Below are 26,261 nucleotides of genomic sequence, written 5' to 3'. Positions count from 1 at the left end.
AAAATAAGATGTGGGAAGATGAGAAGGGTAACAGCAAATGAATAAAGAACAAAGATTTACAAATAATTTTAATGGGAAGAAAATTGTTATTGAATATGGTAGTTTAGCATCACTAGCAACAAGTTCAATTTTAGTACGCTATGAGGAAAGTACGGTATTAAGTATTGTTAGTTTTAATGAAGAGCCATCAACATTAGATTTTTTTCCCTTAACAGTTGTATTTCAAGAGAAATTATATTCTGTTGGAAAAATTCCTGGAGGGTTTTTTAAGCGTGAAGGCAAACCTAGTGAATATGCAACATTAGCATCAAGGTTAATTGATCGTCCTTTGCGACCTTTATTTCCTAATAATTTTAATCATGAGATTCAAGTAATTAATAATGTATGAGCGGTTGATTCTAATGCTGATGTCAGAATGGCAGCATTATTAGGTTCTTCATTAGCATTATGTATTTCAAAAATTCCTTTTAATGGTCCCGTAGCAGGAGTTATTATTGGAAAAATAAATGGGGAATTAATTTGTAATCCTACAAGTCAACAATTGGAACAATCATCGTTAGAATTAATTGTTGCGGGAACAAAAGCATCAATTAATATGGTTGAAGCTAGTGGTCAAGAAATTAGTGAAGAAGAAATGTTAATAGCAATTGCGATGGCACATATAGAAATTAAAAAGTTAGTTGCCTTTCAAGAAGAAATTATTAATATTATTGGTCAAGAAAAATTACCTATTATTGAATTAGAATTTGATAATAAGTTAGTATCAACTATTACTAGTCAGTATGAACCACAAATTATTAGTGCTTTAAATATTAAAACGAAGCAAGAACAAAAAAAAGCTTTAAAAGATGTTTATAATGCTTTATTTGCTGTTTATGATAATCAACAATATGTTAATGAATTAGAAAAAAAAATGATTATTAAACAGATTAGAGCTATTTATCAAACTTTATTAAAGAAACTTGTTCGTGATTTTATTATTAATAAGAAAATTCGTTTAGATGGTCGTGTGAGCAATGAAATTCGACCGTTAACATCAATAATTGATGTTCTCCCAATTGTTCACGGTAGTGCTTTATTTACTCGTGGCGAAACGCAAGTATTATCAATTGTAACTTTAGGAGCTCTAGGCGAACATCAAATTATTGATGGTTTAACAGAAGAGGAAAGTAAACGCTTTATGCTTCATTATAATTTTCCATCATTTTCAGTTGGTGAAACTGGAAGATTTGGACCGCCCAATAGAAGAGAAATTGGTCATGGAGCATTAGCAGAAAAAGCATTGTTACAAGTATTGCCTAGTATTGATGATTTTCCTTATACGATTAGAGTTGTGACGGAAGTATTGGCATCTAATGGTTCAACCTCCCAAGCAGCAATTTGTGCTTCTTCATTAGCTTTGATGGCTAGTGGAGTACCATTGAAATCTAGTGTTGCCGGGATTGCAATGGGATTAATTAAAGAAGGTAATGATTATGTTATTTTAAGTGATATTCAAGGTAGTGAAGATCACTTTGGCGATATGGATTTTAAAGTTTCGGGAACAAACCAAGGAATTTGTGCTTTACAAATGGACATTAAAATTGATGGCATTACAATGGAAATTTTTAAAGAAGCATTATTACAAGCTAAAATTGGGAGAAAGCATATTTTAGATAATATGAAGCAAACAATTAATATTTCGCGTAATAAAGTAAATAAAAATGCTCCTAAAATTAAGCAATTAAAAATTCCGATTAATCGCATTCGTGATGTTATTGGTGCTGGTGGTAAAGTAATTACTAATATTGTTGAGACTTCTGGCAATGTTAAAATTGATATTAATGACCAAGGGAAAGTGACTATTTATCACAAAGATGAAGCATCAATATTAATGGCAGAAAAATTAATTAAAGATATTATTGAACCAGTTATCATTGGAGAAATTATTATGGGAACTGTTGTTCGGATTGAAAAGTTTGGTTACTTCATTAATTTAAAAGAGAATATTGATGGATTATTACATAATTCAAAAATACCCAAAAATACGCCGTTATTAAAATTAAAACAAGAAGTAACAGTAAAAGTAATTAGTATTGATGAAAAAAATCGTGTTAATTTAGAATTAATTAATGAAACTAGAATTAAAATTGAATAGAAAAATAAAATGAACTCTTATTAGTTTAAAATAGGAGTTCATTTTATTTTTTAAATTAATTTTCGTGCTCATTTTATTTTAATAACACAGATGGTAACAAGAGCAAATTGAATAATTTCACCAATAGTAGAAATAATAAAAATATATTTGTAATCAAAGTTAGGAAAATATTTAGTTACAATAATACTAACAATTAATGGTGTCATAACAATAATAATTCAAGTACAAAGAATATCTAAGGCAGTAGCTAACTTTATAAATCCGCCGGCGCGTAAAACACTAAAAAAGATAATTGAAAAAGATAAGAAGAAATAGGCTAGGGATTGTAATCCTAAATAAAATCTTGCCGTGCTAATGGCTTCATTACTAATTTTGTTAGTAAATAAAATATCAAAAATAAAAAATGAAAGACTGAAAATTATTATTGTGAAAGTAATCGCAATTAGAAATAGCAAACCAATAATTTTTTTAAGATTGGCAACTGCTTGTGACAGTTTACCAACACCTAATTGTTTACCAATAAAGATTGGTATAATGGCACTATAACTATTAAATACGGCATAAAAAATATTCATAATATTCATTACAACAACGGTTGCTGATAGGATATCGGCTCCACCATAATATGAATAAATAACTGTTTGTGCTGTTAATGATAATACAAAAAGAATGTTAGCTAAAAATATTGGCAAAAGCGATTTAAGAATTTTTAATAATAAATCTTTAGTAACATATCAAAATTTTTTCATTGGGCGAAACACGGGTTTAGTAATTAAAAGAAATGTAATAACAATAGTTATTTCTAAAATTCTTGCTATTACAGTAGGAATAGCAACTCCCATAACTCCCATTTTTAAATAAAATAAAAAGATGAAGTTGAGAATGCCATTAGTCAATACCGGAAAAATTGTAAAAAGAAACGGTAAATATGTTTTATTACATTCGTTCATATTTTGGTATAAGGTTGTTATAACGCTTAGAAGCGGATAAATTCAAATAACAGTTGCTAAATATAAACTGCCATTATCAATTGCGATTTGGGAATTAAAATTTAACATTGTTTTACTGCTTTCAGAAGCAATAATTAGTTTAATTAAATCATTTCTTAATGTGAAGATAAAGATGGTAAATATTATTGACATTGTGACATTAATCATAATTCTAATGTTATTTACCTCTTGCATTTTTTTGAGATTATTATTACCAATATATTGAGAAGCATAAATGCTTCCGGCCATATTCGTAGCAAAAAAACCGAACATTGCCAGTAACAGAATGGTATTAGCAGCACCAACGCCATTAAGAACTTCTTGACTTAAAAAAGAACCAATCATAAAGACATCAATAACATTCATTAATGCAATTAGTAATGATTGACCGATTAGAGGAATCATAATGATAAGTGCTTGTTTCATAAACTTACTGTCAAAGTATGGTGATAATTTTCATTTTTGGTTGATATTAGTGAGTTTCATTATGTTAGTACCTCGGTTTCTTAAATATATAAGAACAATTATATTTTACTAATAAGATTAAGTCAATTGTGATTAACCTGAATTGTAAATATAAATGGGACAGTTTTTTAAAATAATTGTATTAAATCTATTGGTCTTTTATAAGATAATGATTTTTTGGGTGTAGAATTAATTTGAAATGCTATAGAATTTAAGTCTTTTTGTTTATATGAAGATAAATCAGTAGATTTTGGTAAATATCTTCTTAAAATACCATTATTGTTCTCATTTAAACCTCTTTGACAAGGTTTGCCGGCATCTGCAAAATAAATTTTAACATTACAATTTTTTTCAATTAATTTTCATTTACTAAATTCTTTACCACGATCAAAAGTAATAGTTTTAATTGTTCCTGGTATTAATTTTGAAATAAATTTTATTATACTTTGTGTAATACTTTCTGCTTTATGATTTTTAGTTTTCAAAGGAATTGTGGTTTTTGATCATATATCAGCTAAAGTAATAATAGAACTTTTATGATTTTTACCAACGATAGTATCTCCCTCTAAATGGCCAAATTCTTGTATATTTTTAATATTTGGAATGATTAAATTTCTTTCATGAATAGATTTACAATTATTAATTCTGCCCCTAGTTTCTTTTTGTTTATGAGGTTTATTTTTGCCTTTTCTCAATAAATTTTTTTCATCAAAACCCATTCGATTTGTTTTAAACATGTTATATAAAGTTTTTGTTGAAATATTTTTTATTTTATTTTTCTTTAAAAAATCAGCAATTATATCAAGAGCATAATTTTTAGTAATTAACAAATGATTGATAGTATTAATTTCTGTTAAAGTTAAAATTATTAATTTTCTACCTGCATTTTGTTTATTTTTTTGAACTTGATTTAATATTTCTAATGGTAATAAGTTTTGATTTAATAATTTACAAACTCTGTGTACAGTTGATTTACTATAATCAATTGCTTTTGCTATTTTACGAATAGAAAATCCATAACTTTTATATTCTTTTATTGCTATTATTGATTCAATAGTCAGATACTTATACATTGTGCTAATTCCTTTCTTTTCTTAATTATAGAATTAACACAATTTGTTTTTTATATAAGTGTCCTTTTTAATTTTACATTTCAGGAAAACAAAAAGACTTAAATTCTATAGCATTTCAAATTAATTCTACACCCAGAAAATCATTATCTTATAAAAGACCAATAGATTTAATACAATTATTTTAAAAAACTGTCCCATTTATATTTACAATTCAGATAATAATAAACAGCATTTATCAAATTTTTGCATTTGCGAATAGTTATAGTATAATTAAAAGATAAAAATCAGAATGAATTTTAATTATTGAGGAAACAAATAAGATAAGAAATTATTCTCTGCTTAGCTGGATAATCAATGTGTTATAATAATAAAAGCAATATTTTAAAATAAAATTATATTAAATTAGAGGAGAAAAAATAGTTATGGCAACAATAAAAGTTTTTGCATTAGGGGGACTTGATGAACGCGGAAAAAATATGTATGTGGTGGAAGTTAACCGTGATATATTTATTTTTGATGCTGGTAGTAAAATCCCTGAACGAGAAGCATTAGGAATTGATACTGTTATTCCCGATTTTTCTTATTTAAAAGAAAATGTTAATCGGATTAAAGGATTATTTATTTCTAAACCATCAGACGAATGTTTTGGAGCAATAACATATCTTTTAAAGGATATTAAAATTCCTATTTATGGTAGTAAATTAACAATCTTTTTAATTAAACAAAAACTCTACAAGTTTAAGGTATGACATAGTGAAAATGAATTAATTGAAATTAAAGAAAAGGATATGTTATCTTTTGGTGATAATGAAATTGAAGTTTTTAATACGACAACTTGTATTCTGGGAAGTTTTGGTTTTGCTTTAAAGACTGTTGATGGAACTATTGTTTATACGAGTGATTATATTTTTGATAGTGAAGAACGAACTAATTTTGCTACAGATATGGCACACTTAGCAAAAATTGCTAATAATAAAATTTTATTATTGATGAGTGGTTCTGGTTATGCTAGTCGTAATGATTATACGGCTCCTAATCATAAATGTAAGAAGTTAGTGGAATCAACTTTTAAAGCAGCAAAGTCTAAAATTATTATTGCTTGTCATGAACAGGATTTATATAAAATAAGTGAAATTTTGGAGTTGGTTAGTGAAACTAATCGTGAGGCCATCGTTATGGGGGGCACATTAAAATCAATTTTAGAAGAATTTAAGTCAGGAACTTATTTGCAATTTAATAAAATTAAGTTTAGAAATTTAACTAGTGATGCTATTAATGACAATTCAGTAATTTTTGTTACAGGTAGTGGTGAGCGACTTTATACAAGATTATATAAAATTATTAGTGGCGATGATGAGCATTTAGAAATAGAAAAGTCAGATACTGTGATTTTAGCAACGCTACCGATTCCTGGTTATGAATTAAAACATGCGAGAATATTGGATGAATTAGCAAGAACTGATGCTCGTTTTATGGCGTTATCCGATAAAAAAGTGTGAGATATGAATGCTTCATATGAAGATATTAAGATGATGATTGGAATTATGAAACCAAAATTTTTTATGCCAATTAAAGGATTACATAAAAATTTTGTTAGTGCGCAAAATAGTGCTCAAGAAGCAGGAATTCTAATTAATAATATTTTAATTAAGGATAATGGTCAAATTTTAGAGTTTATTAATGGTAAATTAGGACCATCACCATCTTCTTTAAAATATAATAATATTTATGTTGATGGTCTTGGGGTTGGCGATATTGGTGCTGTTGTTTTAAATGAAAGAAAGCAATTAGCTCGTGATGGAGTTTTAATTAGTGGCATTACATTAAATCGTCGTAGTAAAGAGATTGTTTCTTTAGTTGATGTGCAAATGCGTGGGGTTGTTTTTATTCAAGATGATGAGGAATTAACTAATAAAATGCAAGCGAAAGTTCGTACTATTGTTGAAGAACATCAAAAAAAATCAGAGTTTGATGGTACAACAGTTAAAAATCAAATCCGTAGTGAGTTGCAAGAGTTATGTCGTCAAGAAACGGGTAAAAATCCAATGGTTTTAGCAATAATTAATGAGATAAATTAACTATTACTTAAAAAATATGAGGAGATAAAAGGATGAATAGCGATAAAATAAGTAGTGATTTTGTCGAGTTTGAAAATAATCCTCGCAATACTACAAAATATGAACAAGAACAACAAGCGAAATCCAAAATTATTCAGTTAAAGAAGAAAATTCGGCGTAGTGATAAAATTGGTGGAAAAATATGAGCTTTGTTCATTATTTTTGCTAGTATTTTGGCTCTTGCTCGTTTAACGGTTATTGGTCAATTTTTAGATGATGTTCTTTTCAATTTTCTTTTTGGATGATTTAAATATATTATCTATTTTGTTATTTTAGTAGTGAGTTTTGCAATTTTTGGTGGTATTCAAATTAAAATTAAGAAACGAGTTCAAGTAATGATAATATTACTTGTTTTAGCTATTTGTTGATTTGTGAATGATATTGTATTATTGATTAGTTATCATCGTTCTTCTATTAATGCAGAACAAAATTGGTTTTCACAAGTTATTAGTTCTTATACGGATAATTGATTACAAAATTCTCTTTTTATGCAACGATTAGATATTAAGAAATTTTTTCATATTAATGGCTCATATTTTATTCCTTTTGCTGGTGGCGGATTTATTGGAATGTTGTTTTCAGCAGTATTTGGTTATTTAACAACAATTGTTTCTTTAATATGTAGTTTAGTTTTTTTAACGACAATTATTCTTTGAATTTTAACAGGAAATCCTTGATATCTTTATCAATGAAAAGTTAATAAGGAACATAATAGTTTACATATTGTTAGTTTTATGGCTAAAAAGAATGTTAAAAATAAGAAAAATGCTGAGAAGAAATATCAGCAATATTTTGAAACTGTTAATGTTAAAAATATTAATGGTAATGATCGGCAAGTTTTACATACAACAAAAAATTCTGATATTACAATTAAATTACCATCCGTTAATTTACATCATTCATTAATGAATGAAGATTTATTATTTGATGATATTTATAGTAATAAAAATTATCACCATATTGATAATTGAGATTCGAAGTTAACACCAAAAATTAATCTTAATGAGAAGGTAATTAAAGAACAAGAGTATCATCAACAAGCATTTTCTCGTGATGATTTTGGTTATGATCAAACATCATTAATGGAATTAGATGTGGTGCGTAAAGATTTTGCTGCTAATAGTTATTTAACACCTTTTAATAAAGAACAACCACCAATTCAAAAAGAACGGATAAAATCTTATCCAACTAGCTCATCAGCATTAGATGAGGTATTTTCAGTTATTGATCAATCCGATAATCAAGCAAAACAAGCAGTTGTTATTAGTGACAATTTGTCTCCAGAATTTATTGAAGAGATTAATCCTTTGGATAATAAAGTTTCTTCTTCAATAATACCAAGTAATTATTTTCCTTCAATAATTAATCCTAATTATCAATTGCCACCAGTTAGTCTTTTAACAAAACCAATAATTAGTGTTAATCGTGATTTAAATATTAAAACTGCAAAAAATAATGTTGAAAAAATTCATCGTCTTTTTAAACATTTTAATATTGAAGCGCGAGTTACTAATATTAATATTGGACCAGCAGTAACTAAGTTTGAAATTGAACTAGGAATGGGCGTTAAGGTAAGTAAAATTACTTCGTTAGAAAATGATATTAAGTTAGCTTTAGCGTCAAAAGATATTCGTTTAGAAGCACCTATTCATGGTAAGTCAGCAGTGGGAATTGAAATTCCAAATATTTCACCAGCATTAGTTACGATTCGTGAAGTGATGGAAAATGTTCCCCTTAATAAGAAAGATAGTAAATTATTAATGGCCATTGGTAAAAATGTAATGGGAAAAATTTTATTTGCGGAATTAGATAAGATGCCACATTTATTAATTGCGGGTGCTACTGGTAGTGGAAAATCAATTTGTATTAATAGTATTATTGCTTCTTTAATTCTTCGGGTTAAACCGCATGAAGTAAAATTTTTGTTAATTGAACCAAAACGCGTTGAATTATCAGTATATAATAATTTGCCACATTTATTAGTACCAGTAATTACTGATTTAAGAAAAGCCAATCGTGCTTTAAAACAAATTATTAGTGAAATGGAACGAAGATATATTATTTTTTCTAATATTGGCGTGCGAAATATTGCTAGTTATAATCAAAAGGTGGCAATTGAAGAAATGTTACCATATATTGTGATAATTATTGACGAGCTTGCTGATTTAATGGTTGTTGCCGGAAAAGAAGTTGAAGAAAGTATTATGCGAATAACGCAAATGGCACGAGCTTCAGGAATTCATTTAATTATTGCAACCCAAAGACCATCAACAGATATTATTACTGGCGTTATAAAAAATAATATTCCATCAAGAATTGCTTTTGCTGTTAGTTCTTCAATTGATTCTAGAACAATTTTAGATAGTATGGGAGCTGAAAAGTTAATTGGTAGTGGTGATATGTTATTTGTTCCTTATGGTCAAATAACACCAACTAGAGCTCAAGGGGTATATATTAATGACGAAGACATTAGTGCGTTAATTAAATTTATTTCTCAGCAACAAAAACCGCAGTTTAATGAACAATTCCATGAATCTACACAAAGGATGAATACTAGTCATATTATTACAGGTGAAGATGATGAATTGTATGATGAGATTTGTGCCGCAAAATGGGTCCAAACCTCGTGAAGTTTTGATTATGAATAAAGAGTAGGAATTTTGATAATGATGTGAGTTAAACCCCTTGTTTTACAAGAAAAAATTAAAAATTTACCACAAAGTTCGGGATGTTATCAGTTTTATAATGAAGCGCGACAATTAATTTATGTTGGTAAAGCAAAAAATATTCAACAGCGGGTAAATAATTATTTTAATAAAGTACATAATTTTAAAACTACTAAATTAGTTCGTGAAATTGCTGATGTGGATTATATTTTAACAATTAATGAAAAAGAAGCATTATTGTTAGAACATAATTTAATTAAAGATAAGCGTCCCCGATATAATATTTTATTAAATGATGATAAAACCTATCCTTATATTAAAATTACTGATGAAAATAATCCTGAATATCGTTTTGTTCGTAAAGTTCAAAAAGATAATGGTAAGTATTATGGTCCTTTTCCTGATGGTACGGGAGCTAGAGAAGTTTTAAAGATATTGCAACAATTATTTCCTTTGCGAAGATGTAAAGAAAGTTTAGGAACGCCGTGCTTATATTATCATCTGCAATTATGTTCAGGTGCTTGTTTTAAAAAGGTTCCTGAGGAATATTATGCCTTGATGAAAAAGAAAATTAATGATTTTTTTCAAGGAAAAAATCAAGATATTAAAAATAAGATTGCTGAGCGAATGCAACAAGCAGCGATTAATTTACAATATGAAGAAGCACAAAGATTAAAAAATGTTTTAGATAAGTTACAATTATTTATTTCTCATCAGTTTGTTCAATTTCCTGATTTTCGTAATCGTGATTTTATTGGTTATGCTATTAAAGATCATAAATTGTCAATAACAGCATTATTTTATCGTAATGGACAATTGCTTTCCAAAGATGAACAAATTTTTACTTTATTTAATGATGATTTAACTGATGCAATGAGAAATTATTTGCAACAGTTATATACTAACAATACTGTTCCCCAAGAATTATATGTTGCAAATATTGTTTTAGATGATTTGGCAGAAGCATTAAATATTAAAATTATTACTAAGCTTACTAAAAAAATGCAAGAAATTATTTCTTTAGCTACTAAGAATGCTCAAGAATTATTAAAGCAACAACTTGTTGATTCCTATCAAATTAAGTATCGTTATTATGAGATTGTTGAACAATTAGGAAAGCTTTTAAAAATTGCGACACCACAATATATCGAAATTATGGATATTGCCAATTTAGGACATGATAATGTTATTGGTGGGGTTATTGTTTATCAAAATGGTCAAGCAATTAAAAAACTGTTTCGTCGTTATAAAATTCAAATTGAACAACAAGGAGATTATCATTATTTACAAAATTTAGTTTATCGTCGTTATTGAAAAAAATTAATGAATAAAGAACCAATGCCAGAGTTAATTATTGTTGATGGTGGTAAATTACAAATTGATAGTGTGCAGTTGCAATTAGAAAATTTAAATATTAGTTTACCAGTTGTCGGTCTTGTTAAGAATAGTCATCACAAAACTGATTGTTTATTAGATAATAAAGGTTATCGGTTGGATATTGCTAAAAAGAGTGCTTTATTTCATTGATTAACTAAAGTTCAAGAAGAGGTCCATAATTATACAGTTTCATTTCATCGTCAACAACGAACTAATTCTTTATTTGTTAATTCGTTAAAAAAAGTTAAAGGATTAGGTGAGTTAACTATTAAAAAGTTATATCAACAGTTTGAAACAATAACAAAAATGAAAGCAGTTTCATTTGCTGAATTAAATGCTATTATTAAAAATAAAACAACAACAAAGGAATTAATTGCTTATTTAAAAGATAATTAATTTAGAAATTTTATTCGTTAAATCGAAAAATTTATTACTAATTTGATGCTAAAATGCTTATATTTTTATATAAGCATTTTTATTTTTAATAAAATAGAAGGAGGATATTATTTATTGAAAATAAAATGCAATGGATAGGCTACAATAAGTTGGACCATAATTATATAGACTTCAAAATTATTAAGAAAGAAGGAATATAAAAATGGGAAATAAAACCTCATACTCTGAAGAATTTAAAAAACAAATTGTAATGCTATACAAAAATGACAAAAGTGTTATTAATTTAGGGAAAGAATATAATTTACCAAAACCAACTATTTATAGTTGAATTAAAAATTATAATAATTCTGGGTCATTTAAAGCAAAAGATAATCGCACTGTCGAAGAAAATGAATTAATTTACTTGCGAAAAGAAAACCAACAATTACGAATGGAAAATGACATTTTAAAGCAAGCAGCACTGATAATCGGGAAAAAATAACAATAATTAATAACAACAAAAATAAATATTCAGTGAGAAAAATATGTAAGATTTTAGGTTTACTAAAATCAACATATTATTATCAAACTAATAAATGCACTAAGTTTGATGTTAATAATTATGAACAAGAAGTTATCAGTGCATTTAATAAAAGTCGCAAGATTTATGGTGCTCGTAAAATTAAAGCTGTTTTAATAAGAAAAAATATCATTTTATCACGACGAAAAATCCGATTCATTATGATCAAAAATAATTTGGTTTCTAAATACACCAAGTTAAAATATTGTAATCATAAAAAAACAGTTAATAATGACGAAATTAATAATGTTTTAAATCGTCAATTTAATGACAAAAAACCAAATGAAGTTGTTGTTAGTGATTTAACATATGTTCAAGTTGGCACTAAATGACATTATATTTGTTTATTAATTGACTTGTTTAATCGCGAAGTAATTGGCTATAGTGCTGGACCAAATAAAACTGCTGAATTAGTTCAACAAGCTTTTCACAAGATAACACGACCATTAAATAAAATAACTTTATTTCATACTGATCGTGGTAATGAGTTTAAAAATAAAATTATTGATGAAATTTTAATAACCTTTAAAATTAAAAGATCATTAAGCTCCAAAGGATGCCCATATGATAATGCTGTTGCTGAAGCAACTTACAAAACCTTTAAAACCGAATTTATTAACGGTAAAAAATTTGCAAACTTAACACAACTAAAATGCGAACTATTTGATTTTGTTAATTGATATAACAATATTCGAATTCATGGCAGTTTAAATTATTTAACTCCCGTTGAATTTAGAAAATACCAGTCTACATAAAAAGTGTCCTAAAAAGGGTTGCCAATCCACAATTTGTTTTTTATATAAGTGTCCTTTTTAATTTTACATTTCAGGTAAGTGTCCTTTTTAATTTTACATTTCAGGCTTCTAATCGTTTACAAAATAAGCATTTAGAAGATACAAAAAAGAATTTAATCAATGAAGGTTTTCCTGAAGAATTATTAAATGATGCTTTGTGATGAATGGATGGTAAGAAATTAAAAGCAGATAAGGTTCTTAAAGAAAAAGAAGACCGTTATGAATATATTAATAATAATAAAGTATCTATTTTAGGAAAAAAAGTTAATGTAAGAATAATGATGGTAATAGGTGATGATATTAATGACTTTAATTCTAATTTTACTAATAATAAAGGAATTACTTATCGTGAAAACTATATGGAAGATAATAATATTCAAAAACTTTTTGGTGAACCAGCGATGGCAATTCGTTTTAGTAAGGAAAATGATAAGATAATAAAATATTATGCTAATTGTGGTCAATCAGTTGATACCTTGCTTTTAGAAAAAAAACAGATTCAGGAAATTATTAAGGAAAATATTTGTTGGTATAAATCTTATTCACTTATAGGTGGTAACGCGATGTATGGTGGCTGAGATAGTGCTTTTAAGAAGAAATATTTTGAACAACATGGGACATCTTATATGAAACAAGCAATTAGAGAATATTTACAAAAGTTTACTTCTTGGGATTAGAAATTAAATAATAATTTTGGATTTTTGTTCATAAATTGGCAACTTTGCCAGCAATATTTTAAATATAATATCATTACGAAAGTGATACTACTTTCGTAGTGATATTAAAAGATAAGTATTTGGAAAGGAACAATAATAATGAAAAAAATATTTGTTTATAACGCGGGACCATTATTTAGTGAAGCAGAACAAAATCAGAGAAAAGCAGAAGGAATAAATTTAAGAAAGCAATTAGGTGATAATTTTGAAATTTTAAATCCGATTGAGTTTAGTTTTAATAGTGAAAATGCTACGCCAAAAAATAACGAGATATTTAAAAAAGATTATGAAGAGATTAAAAAGTCAAAATATGTAATATTTGATATTGATGGCCGTGATAGTGGAACATATATGGAATATGGTTTTGCCTTTGAACAGTGTTTGCAGGAAGAAAAATATTTAATATGTGTTTATAGTGATTTTAGGTTGTATCAATCAAATATTGATGTTGAGGAAATTCCTGGATATGGTATTAATGAGATGATATCAGGTAGTTTACAATACAATGATATTAGTAAAAAGAAAATTTTTAAGGTTAAAAATTTTCAAGAAGCAATTAATAAAATTAAAGAAATTGAAGGAATTTTAAAATAGTAAAAGGGAATAAATTTTTAATTCTTTTTACAAATGAAGAAGCAATGTTGATAGAATTTAAAAAATAATTTCTATCAACATTTTTGTAAAATTATTTATTAACATTTTTTTATATTTAAAGGATTTATTGACTATTAATTTTATTTAAAATAATTGCAGTTTAAAGCTAATAATGTTATTATTTTTTATGTAGTATAAAATATGCCCATGTAGCTCAGTTGGATAGAGCATGCGCCTTCTAAGCGCAGGGTCAAGAGTTCAAGTCTCTTCATGGGCGCCATTTAAAATAAAAATGTTGGTGAATAATTTTAATGAATAATAAATATTATAGTTTTTTTATTAAGGAAATTGAAAAGTTAATTGCTAATGAAAACTATGAGCAAGCAAAAGTTAAGTTAAAAATTGAATTAGATTTACCTTATATACCAAAAAAATATGAACAACAAATTATTAAATTTTATGATGAAATTCAACAGTTAACAAAAGAAAAACCAAATATTAAGCAATGAGATTTAGAGACAATTAAAGAAATTATTAATAATCCTTTTGATGAGGAAATTCATTTAGTAGCATTTAATTTTTTAGAACAGCAAAATGCTAGGAAAATATTATCAACATTACGAGATTATTTAAAAAATTCTTTGTTTAAAAATGAAAATAAAACGCATTTGTTAATAGCTTTAAAGAGACAAGATATTGATGGGGTGTTTATTGTTCAAAAAACACATGGTCAGTATTTTGTTAATCCGATATTGATTTCTGAATTTCATCTTGATGAATGTACTAAAAAAGTTAAAACTATTTTAAGTAATTTTGTTTATAATGATAATCCTAGTTTAGAACAGGTTTGTTGATACTTATGAGAAAATTATTGATATAGTCAGTATCCTAATTTGCCATTAATGGCGGATCTTTCTGCGATAGTTAGTGCTATTATTTATAAAGCACAAATTATGCAAGGTGATGATGAATGTAAGTTAGAACAGATTTGTCAAAATTTAAAGACTGATGTTGTTCTTACCCAAAGATTTTTATTACAAATTGAGAAAGAACAAATTTTTTAAGATTTTATTGTTGAGATATTTGCTAAAGTTTAATTGCATTTAGTAATTAATCAAGGGTATAATTAAATAGTTGAAATATAGGAGGATATTTGATGAAATTTACAAGTAAAAAAAATATTGAAGAAAATAAAGGAAAGTATATTATTGAATTTGAATCAGAAGAATGACAAGATATTATTGAAAAGGTAACAAAGAAGTTGAAAGCCCGTTTACAAATACCAGGTTTTCGTAAAGGCAAAGTACCAGAAGCGATGGTAGAAAAATATTTAAGTGAAGCAGAAATTTTAAATAAAGCTCATAATATTGCAGCTGATAAAGCGTGACAATTTGCTTTATTACGAAATGATCCATTGCAACCTTTTAATCAGCCAAGTTGAAATATTGATACTTTGTCAATGGCAAAATATATTATTTCTTTTGAATTTGATTTAAAACCGGAAGTTAAAGTTGAAAAATATACAAATATAAAAATTGAGAAAATGGCAAATATTGTTAATGATGAGGATATTAATCAAGCACTTAGTCAGTTACAAGAAAAATCAGTTATTTTAGAAATTAAAGAAGATAAGATTACTAATGGTGATGTTGTTATTTTTGATTTTGAAGGGTTTAAAGATGGCGAACCTTTTGCTGGTGGAAAAGCTGAAAATTTTAGTTTAGAAATTGGTTCAAAAAAGTTTATTCCTGGTTTTGAAGAACAAATGATTGGATTGATGGCTGGTGAAGAAAAGGATTTACTTGTATCGTTTCCTAAAGATTATTTACAACCAGATTTAGCAGGAAAAGAAGTAACTTTTAAAGTTAAGATTAAAGAAGTTAAAAATAAGATTGTTCCAGAAATTAATGATGATTTGGCAAAAGATGCTAATATTGATGGTATTGAAGATTTAGCACAATTAAAAGATTATATTAAAGAAAATTTGATTAAGCAAAATGAAGAAAAAATTAAAGATGAGTTTATTAATAATTTATTATTAGAAATTTCTAAAACAGCAACGATTCATATTCCTCAATCAATTATTGATAAAGAAGTATTAAATCTTCAAGATCAGTTTGAGGAGAAGTTAAAAGAACAAAATATTGATTTAAAACAATATTTAAAGTTAACTAAATTAACTGAATTAGATATTAAAAAAGAGTTCCGAGGCGAGGCTAAAGCAAAAATTAGTAATTATTTAATTATACAAGAAATTATGAAGCAAGAAAATATTCAAGTTAGTAATGATGAGGTAGAACAAGAAATTATTGAGTTGGCTAAGTTTTATAAGATGACACCAGAAGAAGCTAAAGAAAAAATTATGGATACTAGTATTGTTCAAGAAGGTTTAAAACATCGTAGGATATTAAATTTTCTTTATGAGAATAATGGATTTTATGAGAATAATGGATAAAATAGATTTAGCACTTTAATATTGCAAGTGCTAAATTTTTTATACACCTGAAATGTAAAATTAAAAAGGACACTTATATAAAAAACAAATTGTGTTAATTCTATAATTAAGAAAAGAAAGGAATTAGCACAATGTATAAGTATCTGACTATTGAATCAATAATAGCAATAAAAGAATATAAAAGTTATGGATTTTCTATTCGTAAAATAGCAAAAGCAATTGATTATAGTAAATCAACTGTACACAGAGTTTGTAAATTATTAAATCAAAACTTATTACCATTAGAAATATTGAATCAAGTTCAAAAAAATAAACAAAATGCAGGTAGAAAATTAATAATTTTAACTTTAACAGAAATTAATACTATCAATCATTTGTTAATTACTAAAAATTATGCTCTTGATATAATTGCTGATTTTTTAAAGAAAAATAAAATAAAAAATATTTCAACAAAAACTTTATATAACATGTTTAAAACAAATCGAATGGGTTTTGATGAAAAAAATTTATTGAGAAAAGGCAAAAATAAACCTCATAAACAAAAAGAAACTAGGGGCAGAATTAATAATTGTAAATCTATTCATGAAAGAAATTTAATCATTCCAAATATTAAAAATATACAAGAATTTGGCCATTTAGAGGGAGATATTATCGTTGGTAAAGATCATAAAAGTTCTATTATTACTTTAGCTGATATATGATCAAAAACCACAATTCCTTTGAAAACTAAAAATCATAAAGCAGAAAGTATTACACAAAGTATAATAAAATTTATTTCAAAATTAATACCAGGAACAATTAAAACTATTACTTTTGATCGTGGTAAAGAATTTAGTAAATGAAAATTAATTGAAAAAAATTGTAATGTTAAAATTTATTTTGCAGATGCCGGCAAACCTTGTCAAAGAGGTTTAAATGAGAACAATAATGGTATTTTAAGAAGATATTTACCAAAATCTACTGATTTATCTTCATATAAACAAAAAGACTTAAATTCTATAGCATTTCAAATTAATTCTACACCCAGAAAATCATTATCTTATAAAAGACCAATAGATTTAATACAATTATTTTAAAAAACTGTCCCATTTATATTTACAATTCAGGATATAATTAAGTAAATTTGTTTTATGGAGGTATCATAATGATAGATAAAGAACAAATAAAGTCTTTGGAAAATATTCCGGTTTTGGTTACACGAGGTAGTTATATTTATCCCGGATTTGAGCAGGTTTTAGAAATTGGTCGTAATAAATCATTAAAGACTATTGAAGTGGCTAAGGATAATTTTGATAATCAAGTTATTTTAGTATCACAAAAAAAACCTTTAGATGATGAACCAACAATTGATGAAATATTTGATGTTGGAGTTATTGCTAATTTAAAAATAAAAAAAGTTTGAGAAGAAGGTTCGTTTACGGTTAATTTTAAGTCACTTAATCGGGTTAAATTACTGAATTTAAAAGATAATGGTACTTATTATGAAAGTGATATTGAGGTTTTAGAATCAAATCATGAAGGTAGTGTTGAAGAATTAGTTCAAAAAATTACTAATAATTTAACAGGATTATTGGAAATGCAAGAAGGTCTTCCTGAAGATGTCTTACAAGAGATTAAGGTAAATATTAATAGTAGTCCTGGAGAAGTAATTGATACATTAGCACAGTTTTTACCTTTTTTACCGTTAGATAAAAAACAAGCTATTTTAGAAGAGTTGAATGTTGAACAACGCTTGAATCTTTTAGTTGATAATGTTAATAGTCGCAAGCAAACTGGTGAAATTGATCAAAATATTTCTGAAAGAATTAAAGTTAGAATTGATGAACAGCAAAAGAAATTTTATTTACGAGAAAAACTTGAAGCAATTAAAGAAGAATTAGGTGAAATTGATGACGATAGTAATGAGATGAAGAAATATTTAGATCGTCTTCAAAAAGAACCATTTCCTGAGAATATTAAAGTTCGTGTTAAGGAAGAAATTAATCGTTATGAAATGATGCCACAAGCATCAAGTGAAGCTAATATTATTAGAACATACATTGATTGGGTAATGGCGATTCCTTGACATGAAGAAAAGGAAGAAATTGAGGATTTACCATTTGCTTTACAAACTTTAGATAAATATCATTATGGTTTGGAAAAAGTTAAAGAACGAATTATTGAACATTTAGCTGTTAAACAAATGACTAAATCATTAAAAGGGCAAATTATTTGTTTAGTAGGTCCTCCCGGAGTAGGAAAAACTTCACTTGCTAAGTCAATTGCTGAAGCAACAGGAAGAAGTTTTGTGAAGTTATCATTAGGTGGTGTTCGTGATGAATCAGAAATTCGTGGTCATCGAAAAACATATATTGGTTCAATGCCAGGAAGAATAATCCAATCAATGAAACGAGCTAAAAGTATTAATCCTTTATTTTTGCTTGATGAAATTGATAAGATGGCTAATGATTATCGTGGTGATCCTGCTAGTGCGATGTTGGAAGTATTAGACCCAGAACAAAATTTTGAGTTTTCTGATCATTACTTAGAAGAAAATTATGATTTATCAAAAGTAATGTTTATTGCTACGGCTAACTATATGGAAGATATTCCCGAACCATTATTAGACCGAATGGAAATTATTCAATTATCATCTTACACAGAAATTGAAAAAATGGAAATTGCTAAAAATCATTTAATTGCTAAAGTATTGCAAGGTAATGGTTTAAATGAGCAGTTATTAAAATTTGAAGATGGTGCAATTAAAGAAATTATTAAATATTATACTCGTGAAGCTGGTGTACGACAGTTAGAGCGATATTTGCATCAAATTGCGAGAAAGTTTATTGTTCGTTATTTAGCTAAACATTTAAGTGATGAATTAGTGAATATTGAAAAGGTTAAGCAATATCTAGGTAAACATAAGTTTGAATATACTGAAAAAGAAGGAACAGCCCAAATTGGTGTTGCTACTGGTTTAGCATATACTGCTTTTGGTGGCGATATTCTTTCAATGGAAGTAAATTTCTTTTCAGGTAAAGGACAGTTAGTTTTAACAGGAACTTTAGGTGATGTTATGAAGGAATCAGCAAATATTGCTTTGGATTATTTAAAAGCTAATAGTAAGAAGTTTAATATTGATTCCAAGTTTTTTAGTAATAATGATATTCATATTCATGTTCCTGAAGGGGCAGTACCTAAAGATGGACCTTCAGCGGGGATTACAATAACAACAGCAATAATTTCTGCTTTAACTAAAAGACCTGTATCTAGTGATGTTGGAATGACTGGGGAAATAACTTTACGAGGGAATGTTTTACCGATTGGTGGTTTAAAAGAAAAATCAATTTCTGCTCATCGCAGTGGGATTAGTACAATTTTAATACCTGATAAAAATATGAAAGATTTAGATGATATTCCTAACGAGGTGTTAAATGAATTAAAAATTATTCCGATTAAACATTATGAAGAAGTATATGACTTTATTTTTAATTCTAATTCAACAATAACATCCACTGATGTTATTACTGATGCTGTAGCAGTTGCTGCTTAATTATGAAGATAATTAATACTATGAAGAAATTCTTTATAGTATTTTTTTATATTCTGATTATTTTTAAAAAATATTTTAAAAATAAATGTGAGTTAGTTATTTTTATTGTAAGATTACTTTATGCCAAATTGTAAAGTTAAGTGCAACTAAATTATTTTTCTAACCAAATATTCGATTGGCGAAAGATAATTTAGTATTTTTCTTGGTCTTTGGTTTAAAGACAATATAAATTTATGAACTGCATTTTTAGTAGTGTTTGAAAAATTAAATTTTTTAGGAAATTTTTCTCTAATTAAACCATTAGTATTTTCATTAGTACCTCTTTGTCAAGGTGAATATGCATCAGCAAAATAAATTTTCACATTTAAATTTTTTTCAAGTTGTTGTCAATTAGCAAATTCTTTACCCCTATCAAATGTTATAGTCTTAACAAGATTATTTGGAAGAATTGATAAATAATGACTAATATTTTTGTTAATAACTTTAGTAGTTCTATTTTCAACTAATATTGCTAAAGTAAATCTTGATGTTCTTTCAACTAAAGTTATTAAACATGATTTACTTTTACCTCGTGATGATACTACAGTATCACCTTCTCAATGGCCAAGAGTTATGCGATTATTAACATTTCGTTCTTTAATGGATTTACCATTAAATTTACCCCGATTTTCTTGAGATTTTCGTTTCTTACCTTTTCTTCTTAAATTTTTACTAGTAACCTTTTCAAGTAATCCCGAATAAATTCAATTGTAAATTGTTTTAAAACTAATAATTCATTCTTGATGAAAATTTTTAATTCTGCCATAAATTTGTTTAGGCGATCAACCTAATAATAATTTTTGTTGTACATATTTTACTAATTCTCTATTTTTAAATTTATGAAACCTGAATTGTAAATATAAATGGGACAGTTTTTTAAAATAATTGTATTAAATCTATTGGTCTTTTATAAGATAATGATTTTCTGGGTGTAGAATTAATTTGAAATGCTATAGAATTTAAGTCTTTTTGTTTATATGAAGATAAATCAGTAGATTTTGGTAAATATCTTCTTAAAATACCATTATTGTTCTCATTTAAACCTCTTTGACAAGGTTTTCCGGCATCTGCAAAATAAATTTTAACATTACAATTTTTTTCAATTAATTTTCATTTACTAAATTCTTTACCACGATCAAAAGTAATAGTTTTAATTGTTCCTGGTATTAATTTTGAAATAAATTTTATTATACTTTGTGTAATACTTTCTGCTTTATGATTTTTAGTTTTCAAAGGAATTGTGGTTTTTGATCATATATCAGCTAAAGTAATAATAGAACTTTTATGATCTTTACCAACGATAGTATCTCCCTCTAAATGGCCAAATTCTTGTATATTTTTAATATTTGGAATGATTAAATTTCTTTCATGAATAGATTTACAATTATTAATTCTGCCCCTAGTTTCTTTTTGTTTATGAGGTTTATTTTTGCCTTTTCTCAATAAATTTTTTTCATCAAAACCCATTCGATTTGTTTTAAACATGTTATATAAAGTTTTTGTTGAAATATTTTTTATTTTATTTTTCTTTAAAAAATCAGCAATTATATCAAGAGCATAATTTTTAGTAATTAACAAATGATTGATAGTATTAATTTCTGTTAAAGTTAAAATTATTAATTTTCTACCTGCATTTTGTTTATTTTTTTGAACTTGATTCAATATTTCTAATGGTAATAAGTTTTGATTTAATAATTTACAAACTCTGTGTACAGTTGATTTACTATAATCAATTGCTTTGGATTGGCAACCCTTTTTAGGACACTTTTTATGTAGACTGGTATTTTCTAAATTCAACGGGAGTTAAATAATTTAAACTGCCATGAATTCGAATATTGTTATATCAATTAACAAAATCAAATAGTTCGCATTTTAGTTGTGTTAAGTTTGCAAATTTTTTACCGTTAATAAATTCGGTTTTAAAGGTTTTGTAAGTTGCTTCAGCAACAGCATTATCATATGGGCATCCTTTGGAGCTTAATGATCTTTTAATTTTAAAGGTTATTAAAATTTCATCAATAATTTTATTTTTAAACTCATTACCACGATCAGTATGAAATAAAGTTATTTTATTTAATGGTCGTTGTTATCTTGTGAAAAGCTTGTTGAACTAATTCAGCAGTTTTATTTGGTCCAGCACTATAACCAATTACTTCGCGATTAAACAAGTCAATTAATAAACAAATATAATGTCATTTAGTGCCAACTTGAACATATGTTAAATCACTAACAACAACTTCATTTGGTTTTTTGTCATTAAATTGAGGATTTAAAACATTATTAATTTCGTCATTATTAACTGTTTTTTTATGATTACAATATTTTAACTTGGTGTATTTAGAAACCAAATTATTTTTGATCATAATGAATCGGATTTTTCGTCGTGATAAAATGATATTTTTTCTTATTAAAACAGCTTTAATTTTACGAGCACCATAAATCTTGCGACTTTTATTAAATGCACTGATAACTTCTTGTTCATAATTATTAACATCAAACTTGGTGCATTTATTAGTTTGATAATAATATGTTGATTTTAGTAAACCTAAAATCTTACATATTTTCCTCACTGAATATTTATTTTTGTTGTTATTAATTATTGTTATTTTTTCCCGATTATCAGTGCTGCTTGCTTTAAAATGTCATTTTCCATTCGTAATTGTTGGTTTTCTTTTCGCAAGTAAATTAATTCATTTTCTTCGACAGTGCGATTATCTTTTGCTTTAAATGACCCAGAATTATTATAATTTTTAATTCAACTATAAATAGTTGGTTTTGGTAAATTATATTCTTTCCCTAAATTAATAACACTTTTGTCATTTTTGTATAGCATTACAATTTGTTTTTTAAATTCTTCAGAGTATGAGGTTTTATTTCCCATTTTTATATTCCTTCTTTCTTAATAATTTTGAAGTCTATATAATTATTATGGTCCAACTTATTGTAGCCTATCCACTTTTGCTATTTTACGAATAGAAAATCCATAACTTTTATATTCTTTTATTGCTATTATTGATTCAATAGTCAGATACTTATACATTGTGCTAATTCCTTTCTTTTCTTAATTATAGAATTAACACAATTTGTTTTTTATATAAGTGTCCTTTTTAATTTTACATTTCAGGTAAAAAATATTTCAACAAAAACTTTATATAACATGTTTAAAACAAATCGAATGGGTTTTGATGAAAAAAATTTATTGAGAAAAGGCAAAAATAAACCTCATAAACAAAAAGAAACTAGGGGCAGAATTAATAATTGTAAATCTATTCATGAAAGAAATTTAATCATTCCAAATATTAAAAATATACAAGAATTTGGCCATTTAGAGGGAGATACTATCGTTGGTAAAGATCATAAAAGTTCTATTATTACTTTAGCTGATATATGATCAAAAACCACAATTCCTTTGAAAACTAAAAATCATAAAGCAGAAAGTATTACACAAAGTATAATAAAATTTATTTCAAAATTAATACCAGGAACAATTAAAACTATTACTTTTGATCGTGGTAAAGAATTTAGTAAATGAAAATTAATTGAAAAAAATTGTAATGTTAAAATTTATTTTGCAGATGCCGGCAAACCTTGTCAAAGAGGTTTAAATGAGAACAATAATGGTATTTTAAGAAGATATTTACCAAAATCTACTGATTTATCTTCATATAAACAAAAAGACTTAAATTCTATAGCATTTCAAATTAATTCTACACCCAGAAAATCATTATCTTATAAAAGACCAATAGATTTAATACAATTATTTTAAAAAACTGTCCCATTTATATTTACAATTCAGGTCATATTAAAGAATATTAAAACTGTAAATAATAAAAAAGTTACTAATTATGAGTTGCAAAATCTTATTCCTCATATTTCTAAACTAAAATATTATCATCAAACTTTAGAATATTTGCACAGTCGAAATTGAATTTCTTGAAATGAACAATTAGCGTTACGATAGGAAATATGTTCCCCGCTAGTGTTATTTGAATTTATACGCTAAGTAATTATTATCAGTTTTATCATCAGTTTTATATATAAGAGTCATTTTCTTTTTTCTATTTAGTGATATAATGAAACTAATAATTATTGTGTATGAAAATAAATAATCGGGGGTCTAAAATGATATGAAAAGATTATTTAAAATATTAGGAACGATTGCTTGTAATAGTAGTGTAATAATAAATTTTATCGCTTGTAGTTCTAGTGATAGGCTGACAACACCAGCAACAAAATCATTACATTTAAACAAATTAGATATAAATATAAATATGGAAAATGTTGAATTAATAAATTGACGCTTATCTAACACCTTAATGATATTGAAAGAAGATTCTTCGCGACAAGCTTTTGTTTTTGATGCCAATGCTAATAATAAGTTAATTAGTTTAAATCAAAAAATTGATAATTTTTGACGCTTATCGGATACTACGGGAATATTTAAAGAATTTACTACTAATCAAGCGTTCTTTTTTGATGTTAATGCTAGTAATAAATTAATTAATTTAAATAAAAAATTTGACATTTTTAAGCGTTTATCAGATACTACGGGAATATTTAAAGAAAACTTGCAAGGAAAAGCGTCCTTTTTTGATAATAATAAGTTAAGTAGTTTCAGTGAAACTGTTATTAATTTTTGACGCTTATCAAACACCAGAGCAATAATTGGTGATAGTAAGCGTCAATTGTGATTTTTTGATGCTGTTGCTAATAATAAAATAACTAATTTAAATAAAATACTTAGTAATTTTTGATGCTTATCGGAGTCTAGGGGCATATTTCAAGAATTTACTACTAATCAAGCGTTCGTTTTTGATGCCAATGCTAGTAATAAGTTAATTAGTTTGAAAAGCAAAATTAATCATTTTTATCGTTTATCGGATACTATGGGAATATTTGAGCAAGCTGATACCAAGCAAGGGTTTGTTTTTGATGCCAATGCTAGTAATAAGTTAATTAGTTTGAAAAGCAAAATTAATCGTTTTTATCGTTTATCGGATACTACGGGAATATTTGAGCAAGGCGATACTAATCAAGCGTTCGTTTTTGATGCCAATGCTAATAATAAGTTAATTAGTTTGGAAAGCAAAATTAATCATTTTTATCGTTTATCGGATACTACGGGAATATTTGAGCAAGGCGATACTAATCAAGCGTTCGTTTTTGATGCCAATGCTAATAATAAGTTAATTAGTTTGGAAAGCAAAATTAATCATTTTTATCGTTTATCGGATACTACGGGAATATTTGAGCAAGGCGATACTAATCAAGGGTTTTTTCTTAATACTAGTGTTACTGATAAGTTAATTAGTTTGGAAAGAAAAATTAATCATTTTTATCGTTTATCGGATATTACAGGAATATTTCAAGAATTTGGAACTAAGCAAGCGTTCTTTTTTGAATATAAGTAAAGTTTAATTAAAAATAATTTTTTATCAAGATTTACTATTGAATAGTAAATCTTTTTTATAAACATAAATTATATTTTTTAAGTAGTAGTAATATTAACTGTTAAGTGGACGCGTAAAGTTTTGTTAGGTAGGAAAAGGTTTAAATAATTTTGAAAAAAAAGTAATCACAATTTAATTATCATTTTATCTAAAAAATAAGTAATAAAACAAAATATTTAATATTAACAAACATAATCTTAATAAAAGGTTATAAAAACTCACTAAAATGTTTATAAAAACAACATTAAAATAATTTTTTACAAAAAAAATCATACATAAGAAATATATACTTAATTTGCATATTGAAATAATTTATAGTAAATGATTATTTTTTCTTTTTTTAAAAATACCTAAGAAAACTAAACGCGACCTGTTAAGTAAACTTACTTGACATATATATCGATTAACGATATTATTAATTATGGTTTAAAAAGATAACTAAACCAATAATAGTGAGAGGAGTACTTATATTTTATGGTTAAATTAAGACTGAAAAGGATGGGAAAAACTAAACAACCTTTTTATCGTATTGTTGCTATTGATTCTCGTATTAAAAGAGACGGTGAATATATTGAATTAATTGGAACATATGATTCTTTAAATGATTCGTTAAAAATTAATAAAGAATTAGCTTTAAAGTGATTAACCGTTGGTGCTCAACCAACTGAAACAGTTCGTAGTTTATTTGCAAAAGAAAAAATTATGCAGGCATTTCATGAATTACGACAAAAAAATAAAGCAAAGAAATCAACAGCAGAGAAAAAAGTGATTAAAAAAGAAGTTTTAGCTAAGGAAGTTAAAAACAAAGTAAATGATGATAAAAGTAGTAATTCTAAATCAACAGTTAAAGTTTCAAAAGAAGCAAAGGTTATTGATGAAAAAAATTCGAGAGAATAAATGGA

At 26.2% G+C, this 26,261-nt stretch carries 17 protein-coding genes, 1 tRNA gene and 3 pseudogenes; 16 read left to right on the top strand and 5 right to left on the bottom strand.

The features are described 5' to 3' along the window. The first annotated feature begins 37 nt into the window (after nt 1-37). Nucleotides 38-2,137 carry a polyribonucleotide nucleotidyltransferase gene (locus tag AACK97_RS05850; RefSeq protein WP_338967297.1) on the top strand — a complete coding sequence of 700 codons (2,100 nt, stop codon included), beginning with the start codon at nt 38-40 and terminating at the stop codon, nt 2,135-2,137. A 50-nt stretch (nt 2,138-2,187) separates the two neighbouring features. Here AACK97_RS05850 and AACK97_RS05845 read toward each other — a convergent pair whose 3' ends face one another. Together AACK97_RS05845 and AACK97_RS05840 are read right to left on the bottom strand one after the other, a co-directional pair. Next, nucleotides 2,188-3,612, bottom strand: coding sequence for an MATE family efflux transporter (locus AACK97_RS05845; RefSeq protein WP_338967295.1), 1,425 nt, complete (start codon nt 3,610-3,612; stop codon nt 2,188-2,190). A 107-nt stretch (nt 3,613-3,719) separates the two neighbouring features. Beyond that, a complete protein-coding gene (locus AACK97_RS05840) occupies nt 3,720-4,664 on the bottom strand; it encodes an IS30 family transposase (protein ID WP_338967293.1) in 945 nt (314 codons plus the stop codon). 80 nt (nt 4,665-4,744) lie between these two features. Between AACK97_RS05840 and AACK97_RS07695 the strand changes: the two are divergent. The 12 genes and pseudogenes from AACK97_RS07695 to lon form a co-directional block, all read left to right on the top strand. Then, a pseudogene (locus tag AACK97_RS07695) lies at nt 4,745-4,849 on the top strand (IS30 family transposase); the annotation flags it as partial. 237 nt (nt 4,850-5,086) lie between these two features. Further along, nucleotides 5,087-6,742, top strand: coding sequence for a ribonuclease J (locus AACK97_RS05835; protein WP_338967292.1), 1,656 nt, complete (start codon nt 5,087-5,089; stop codon nt 6,740-6,742). Nucleotides 6,743-6,774: 32 nt separating this feature from the next. Beyond that, nucleotides 6,775-9,429 (top strand): DNA translocase FtsK, encoded by a 2,655-nt coding sequence (locus AACK97_RS05830; RefSeq protein ID WP_338967290.1) that lies wholly within the window; start codon nt 6,775-6,777, stop codon nt 9,427-9,429. 18 nt (nt 9,430-9,447) lie between these two features. Next, complete coding sequence (uvrC, locus tag AACK97_RS05825; RefSeq protein WP_338967287.1) at nt 9,448-11,220, top strand: excinuclease ABC subunit UvrC; 1,773 nt, start codon at nt 9,448-9,450, stop codon at nt 11,218-11,220. A 202-nt stretch (nt 11,221-11,422) separates the two neighbouring features. Then, nucleotides 11,423-12,534, top strand: a protein-coding gene (locus AACK97_RS05820) for an IS3 family transposase (protein ID WP_338966745.1) whose coding sequence is annotated in 2 segments (ribosomal slippage) — nt 11,423-11,666 and nt 11,666-12,534 — 1,113 coding nt in all. Because the reading frame shifts where the segments join, the coding sequence is not laid out codon by codon here. A gap of 203 nt (nt 12,535-12,737) precedes the next feature. Continuing rightward, nucleotides 12,738-13,250 (top strand): hypothetical protein, encoded by a 513-nt coding sequence (locus AACK97_RS05815; RefSeq protein WP_338967284.1) that lies wholly within the window; start codon nt 12,738-12,740, stop codon nt 13,248-13,250. Nucleotides 13,251-13,388: 138 nt separating this feature from the next. Continuing rightward, nucleotides 13,389-13,883, top strand: a complete 495-nt coding sequence (locus AACK97_RS05810; RefSeq protein ID WP_338967282.1) for a nucleoside 2-deoxyribosyltransferase — start codon at nt 13,389-13,391, stop codon at nt 13,881-13,883. A 203-nt stretch (nt 13,884-14,086) separates the two neighbouring features. Further along, nucleotides 14,087-14,163: transfer RNA gene (locus AACK97_RS05805), tRNA-Arg, on the top strand. Nucleotides 14,164-14,194: 31 nt separating this feature from the next. Beyond that, complete coding sequence (locus tag AACK97_RS05800) at nt 14,195-14,947, top strand: DUF3196 family protein (RefSeq protein WP_338967280.1); 753 nt, start codon at nt 14,195-14,197, stop codon at nt 14,945-14,947. 92 nt (nt 14,948-15,039) lie between these two features. Next, nucleotides 15,040-16,338 carry a trigger factor gene (gene tig / locus AACK97_RS05795; RefSeq protein WP_338967278.1) on the top strand — a complete coding sequence of 433 codons (1,299 nt, stop codon included), beginning with the start codon at nt 15,040-15,042 and terminating at the stop codon, nt 16,336-16,338. Between the two features lie 131 nt (nt 16,339-16,469). Continuing rightward, on the top strand, nt 16,470-17,414 hold the full coding sequence (locus tag AACK97_RS05790; RefSeq protein ID WP_338967275.1) for an IS30 family transposase: 945 nt from the start codon (nt 16,470-16,472) through the stop codon (nt 17,412-17,414). Between the two features lie 68 nt (nt 17,415-17,482). Continuing rightward, a complete protein-coding gene (gene lon / locus AACK97_RS05785) occupies nt 17,483-19,870 on the top strand; it encodes an endopeptidase La (protein ID WP_338967273.1) in 2,388 nt (795 codons plus the stop codon). 146 nt (nt 19,871-20,016) lie between these two features. On the opposite strand, the gene AACK97_RS05780 is transcribed toward lon, so the two are convergent. The 3 genes and pseudogenes from AACK97_RS05780 to AACK97_RS05770 all read right to left on the bottom strand — a co-directional run bounded on the left by AACK97_RS05780 (nt 20,017) and on the right by AACK97_RS05770 (nt 22,790). Then, nucleotides 20,017-20,679 carry an IS30 family transposase gene (locus tag AACK97_RS05780; RefSeq protein WP_338968999.1) on the bottom strand — a complete coding sequence of 221 codons (663 nt, stop codon included), beginning with the start codon at nt 20,677-20,679 and terminating at the stop codon, nt 20,017-20,019. 106 nt (nt 20,680-20,785) lie between these two features. Continuing rightward, a complete protein-coding gene (locus tag AACK97_RS05775) occupies nt 20,786-21,706 on the bottom strand; it encodes an IS30 family transposase (protein ID WP_338967271.1) in 921 nt (306 codons plus the stop codon). Beyond that, nucleotides 21,678-22,790: pseudogene (locus tag AACK97_RS05770) on the bottom strand (IS3 family transposase). The gene AACK97_RS05775 and the pseudogene AACK97_RS05770 overlap by 29 nt, the downstream one beginning before the upstream one ends. Before the next feature lie 240 nt (nt 22,791-23,030). Between AACK97_RS05770 and AACK97_RS05765 the strand changes: the two are divergent. From AACK97_RS05765 to rpsP, 3 genes and pseudogenes are all read left to right on the top strand, one after another. Then, nucleotides 23,031-23,675 (top strand): annotated as a pseudogene (locus AACK97_RS05765) (IS30 family transposase); the annotation flags it as partial. A gap of 361 nt (nt 23,676-24,036) precedes the next feature. Then, complete coding sequence (locus tag AACK97_RS05760) at nt 24,037-25,320, top strand: hypothetical protein (protein ID WP_338967269.1); 1,284 nt, start codon at nt 24,037-24,039, stop codon at nt 25,318-25,320. A 513-nt stretch (nt 25,321-25,833) separates the two neighbouring features. Further along, nucleotides 25,834-26,256, top strand: coding sequence for a 30S ribosomal protein S16 (gene rpsP / locus AACK97_RS05755; RefSeq protein WP_338967267.1), 423 nt, complete (start codon nt 25,834-25,836; stop codon nt 26,254-26,256). Nucleotides 26,257-26,261: the final 5 nt, after the last annotated feature.

The organism is Spiroplasma endosymbiont of Lonchoptera lutea (genome assembly GCF_964019715.1).
GTDB lineage: Bacteria > Bacillota_I > Bacilli_A > Mycoplasmatales > Nriv7 > Nriv7.
This window is presented reverse-complemented; position numbering and strand designations above follow the sequence as displayed.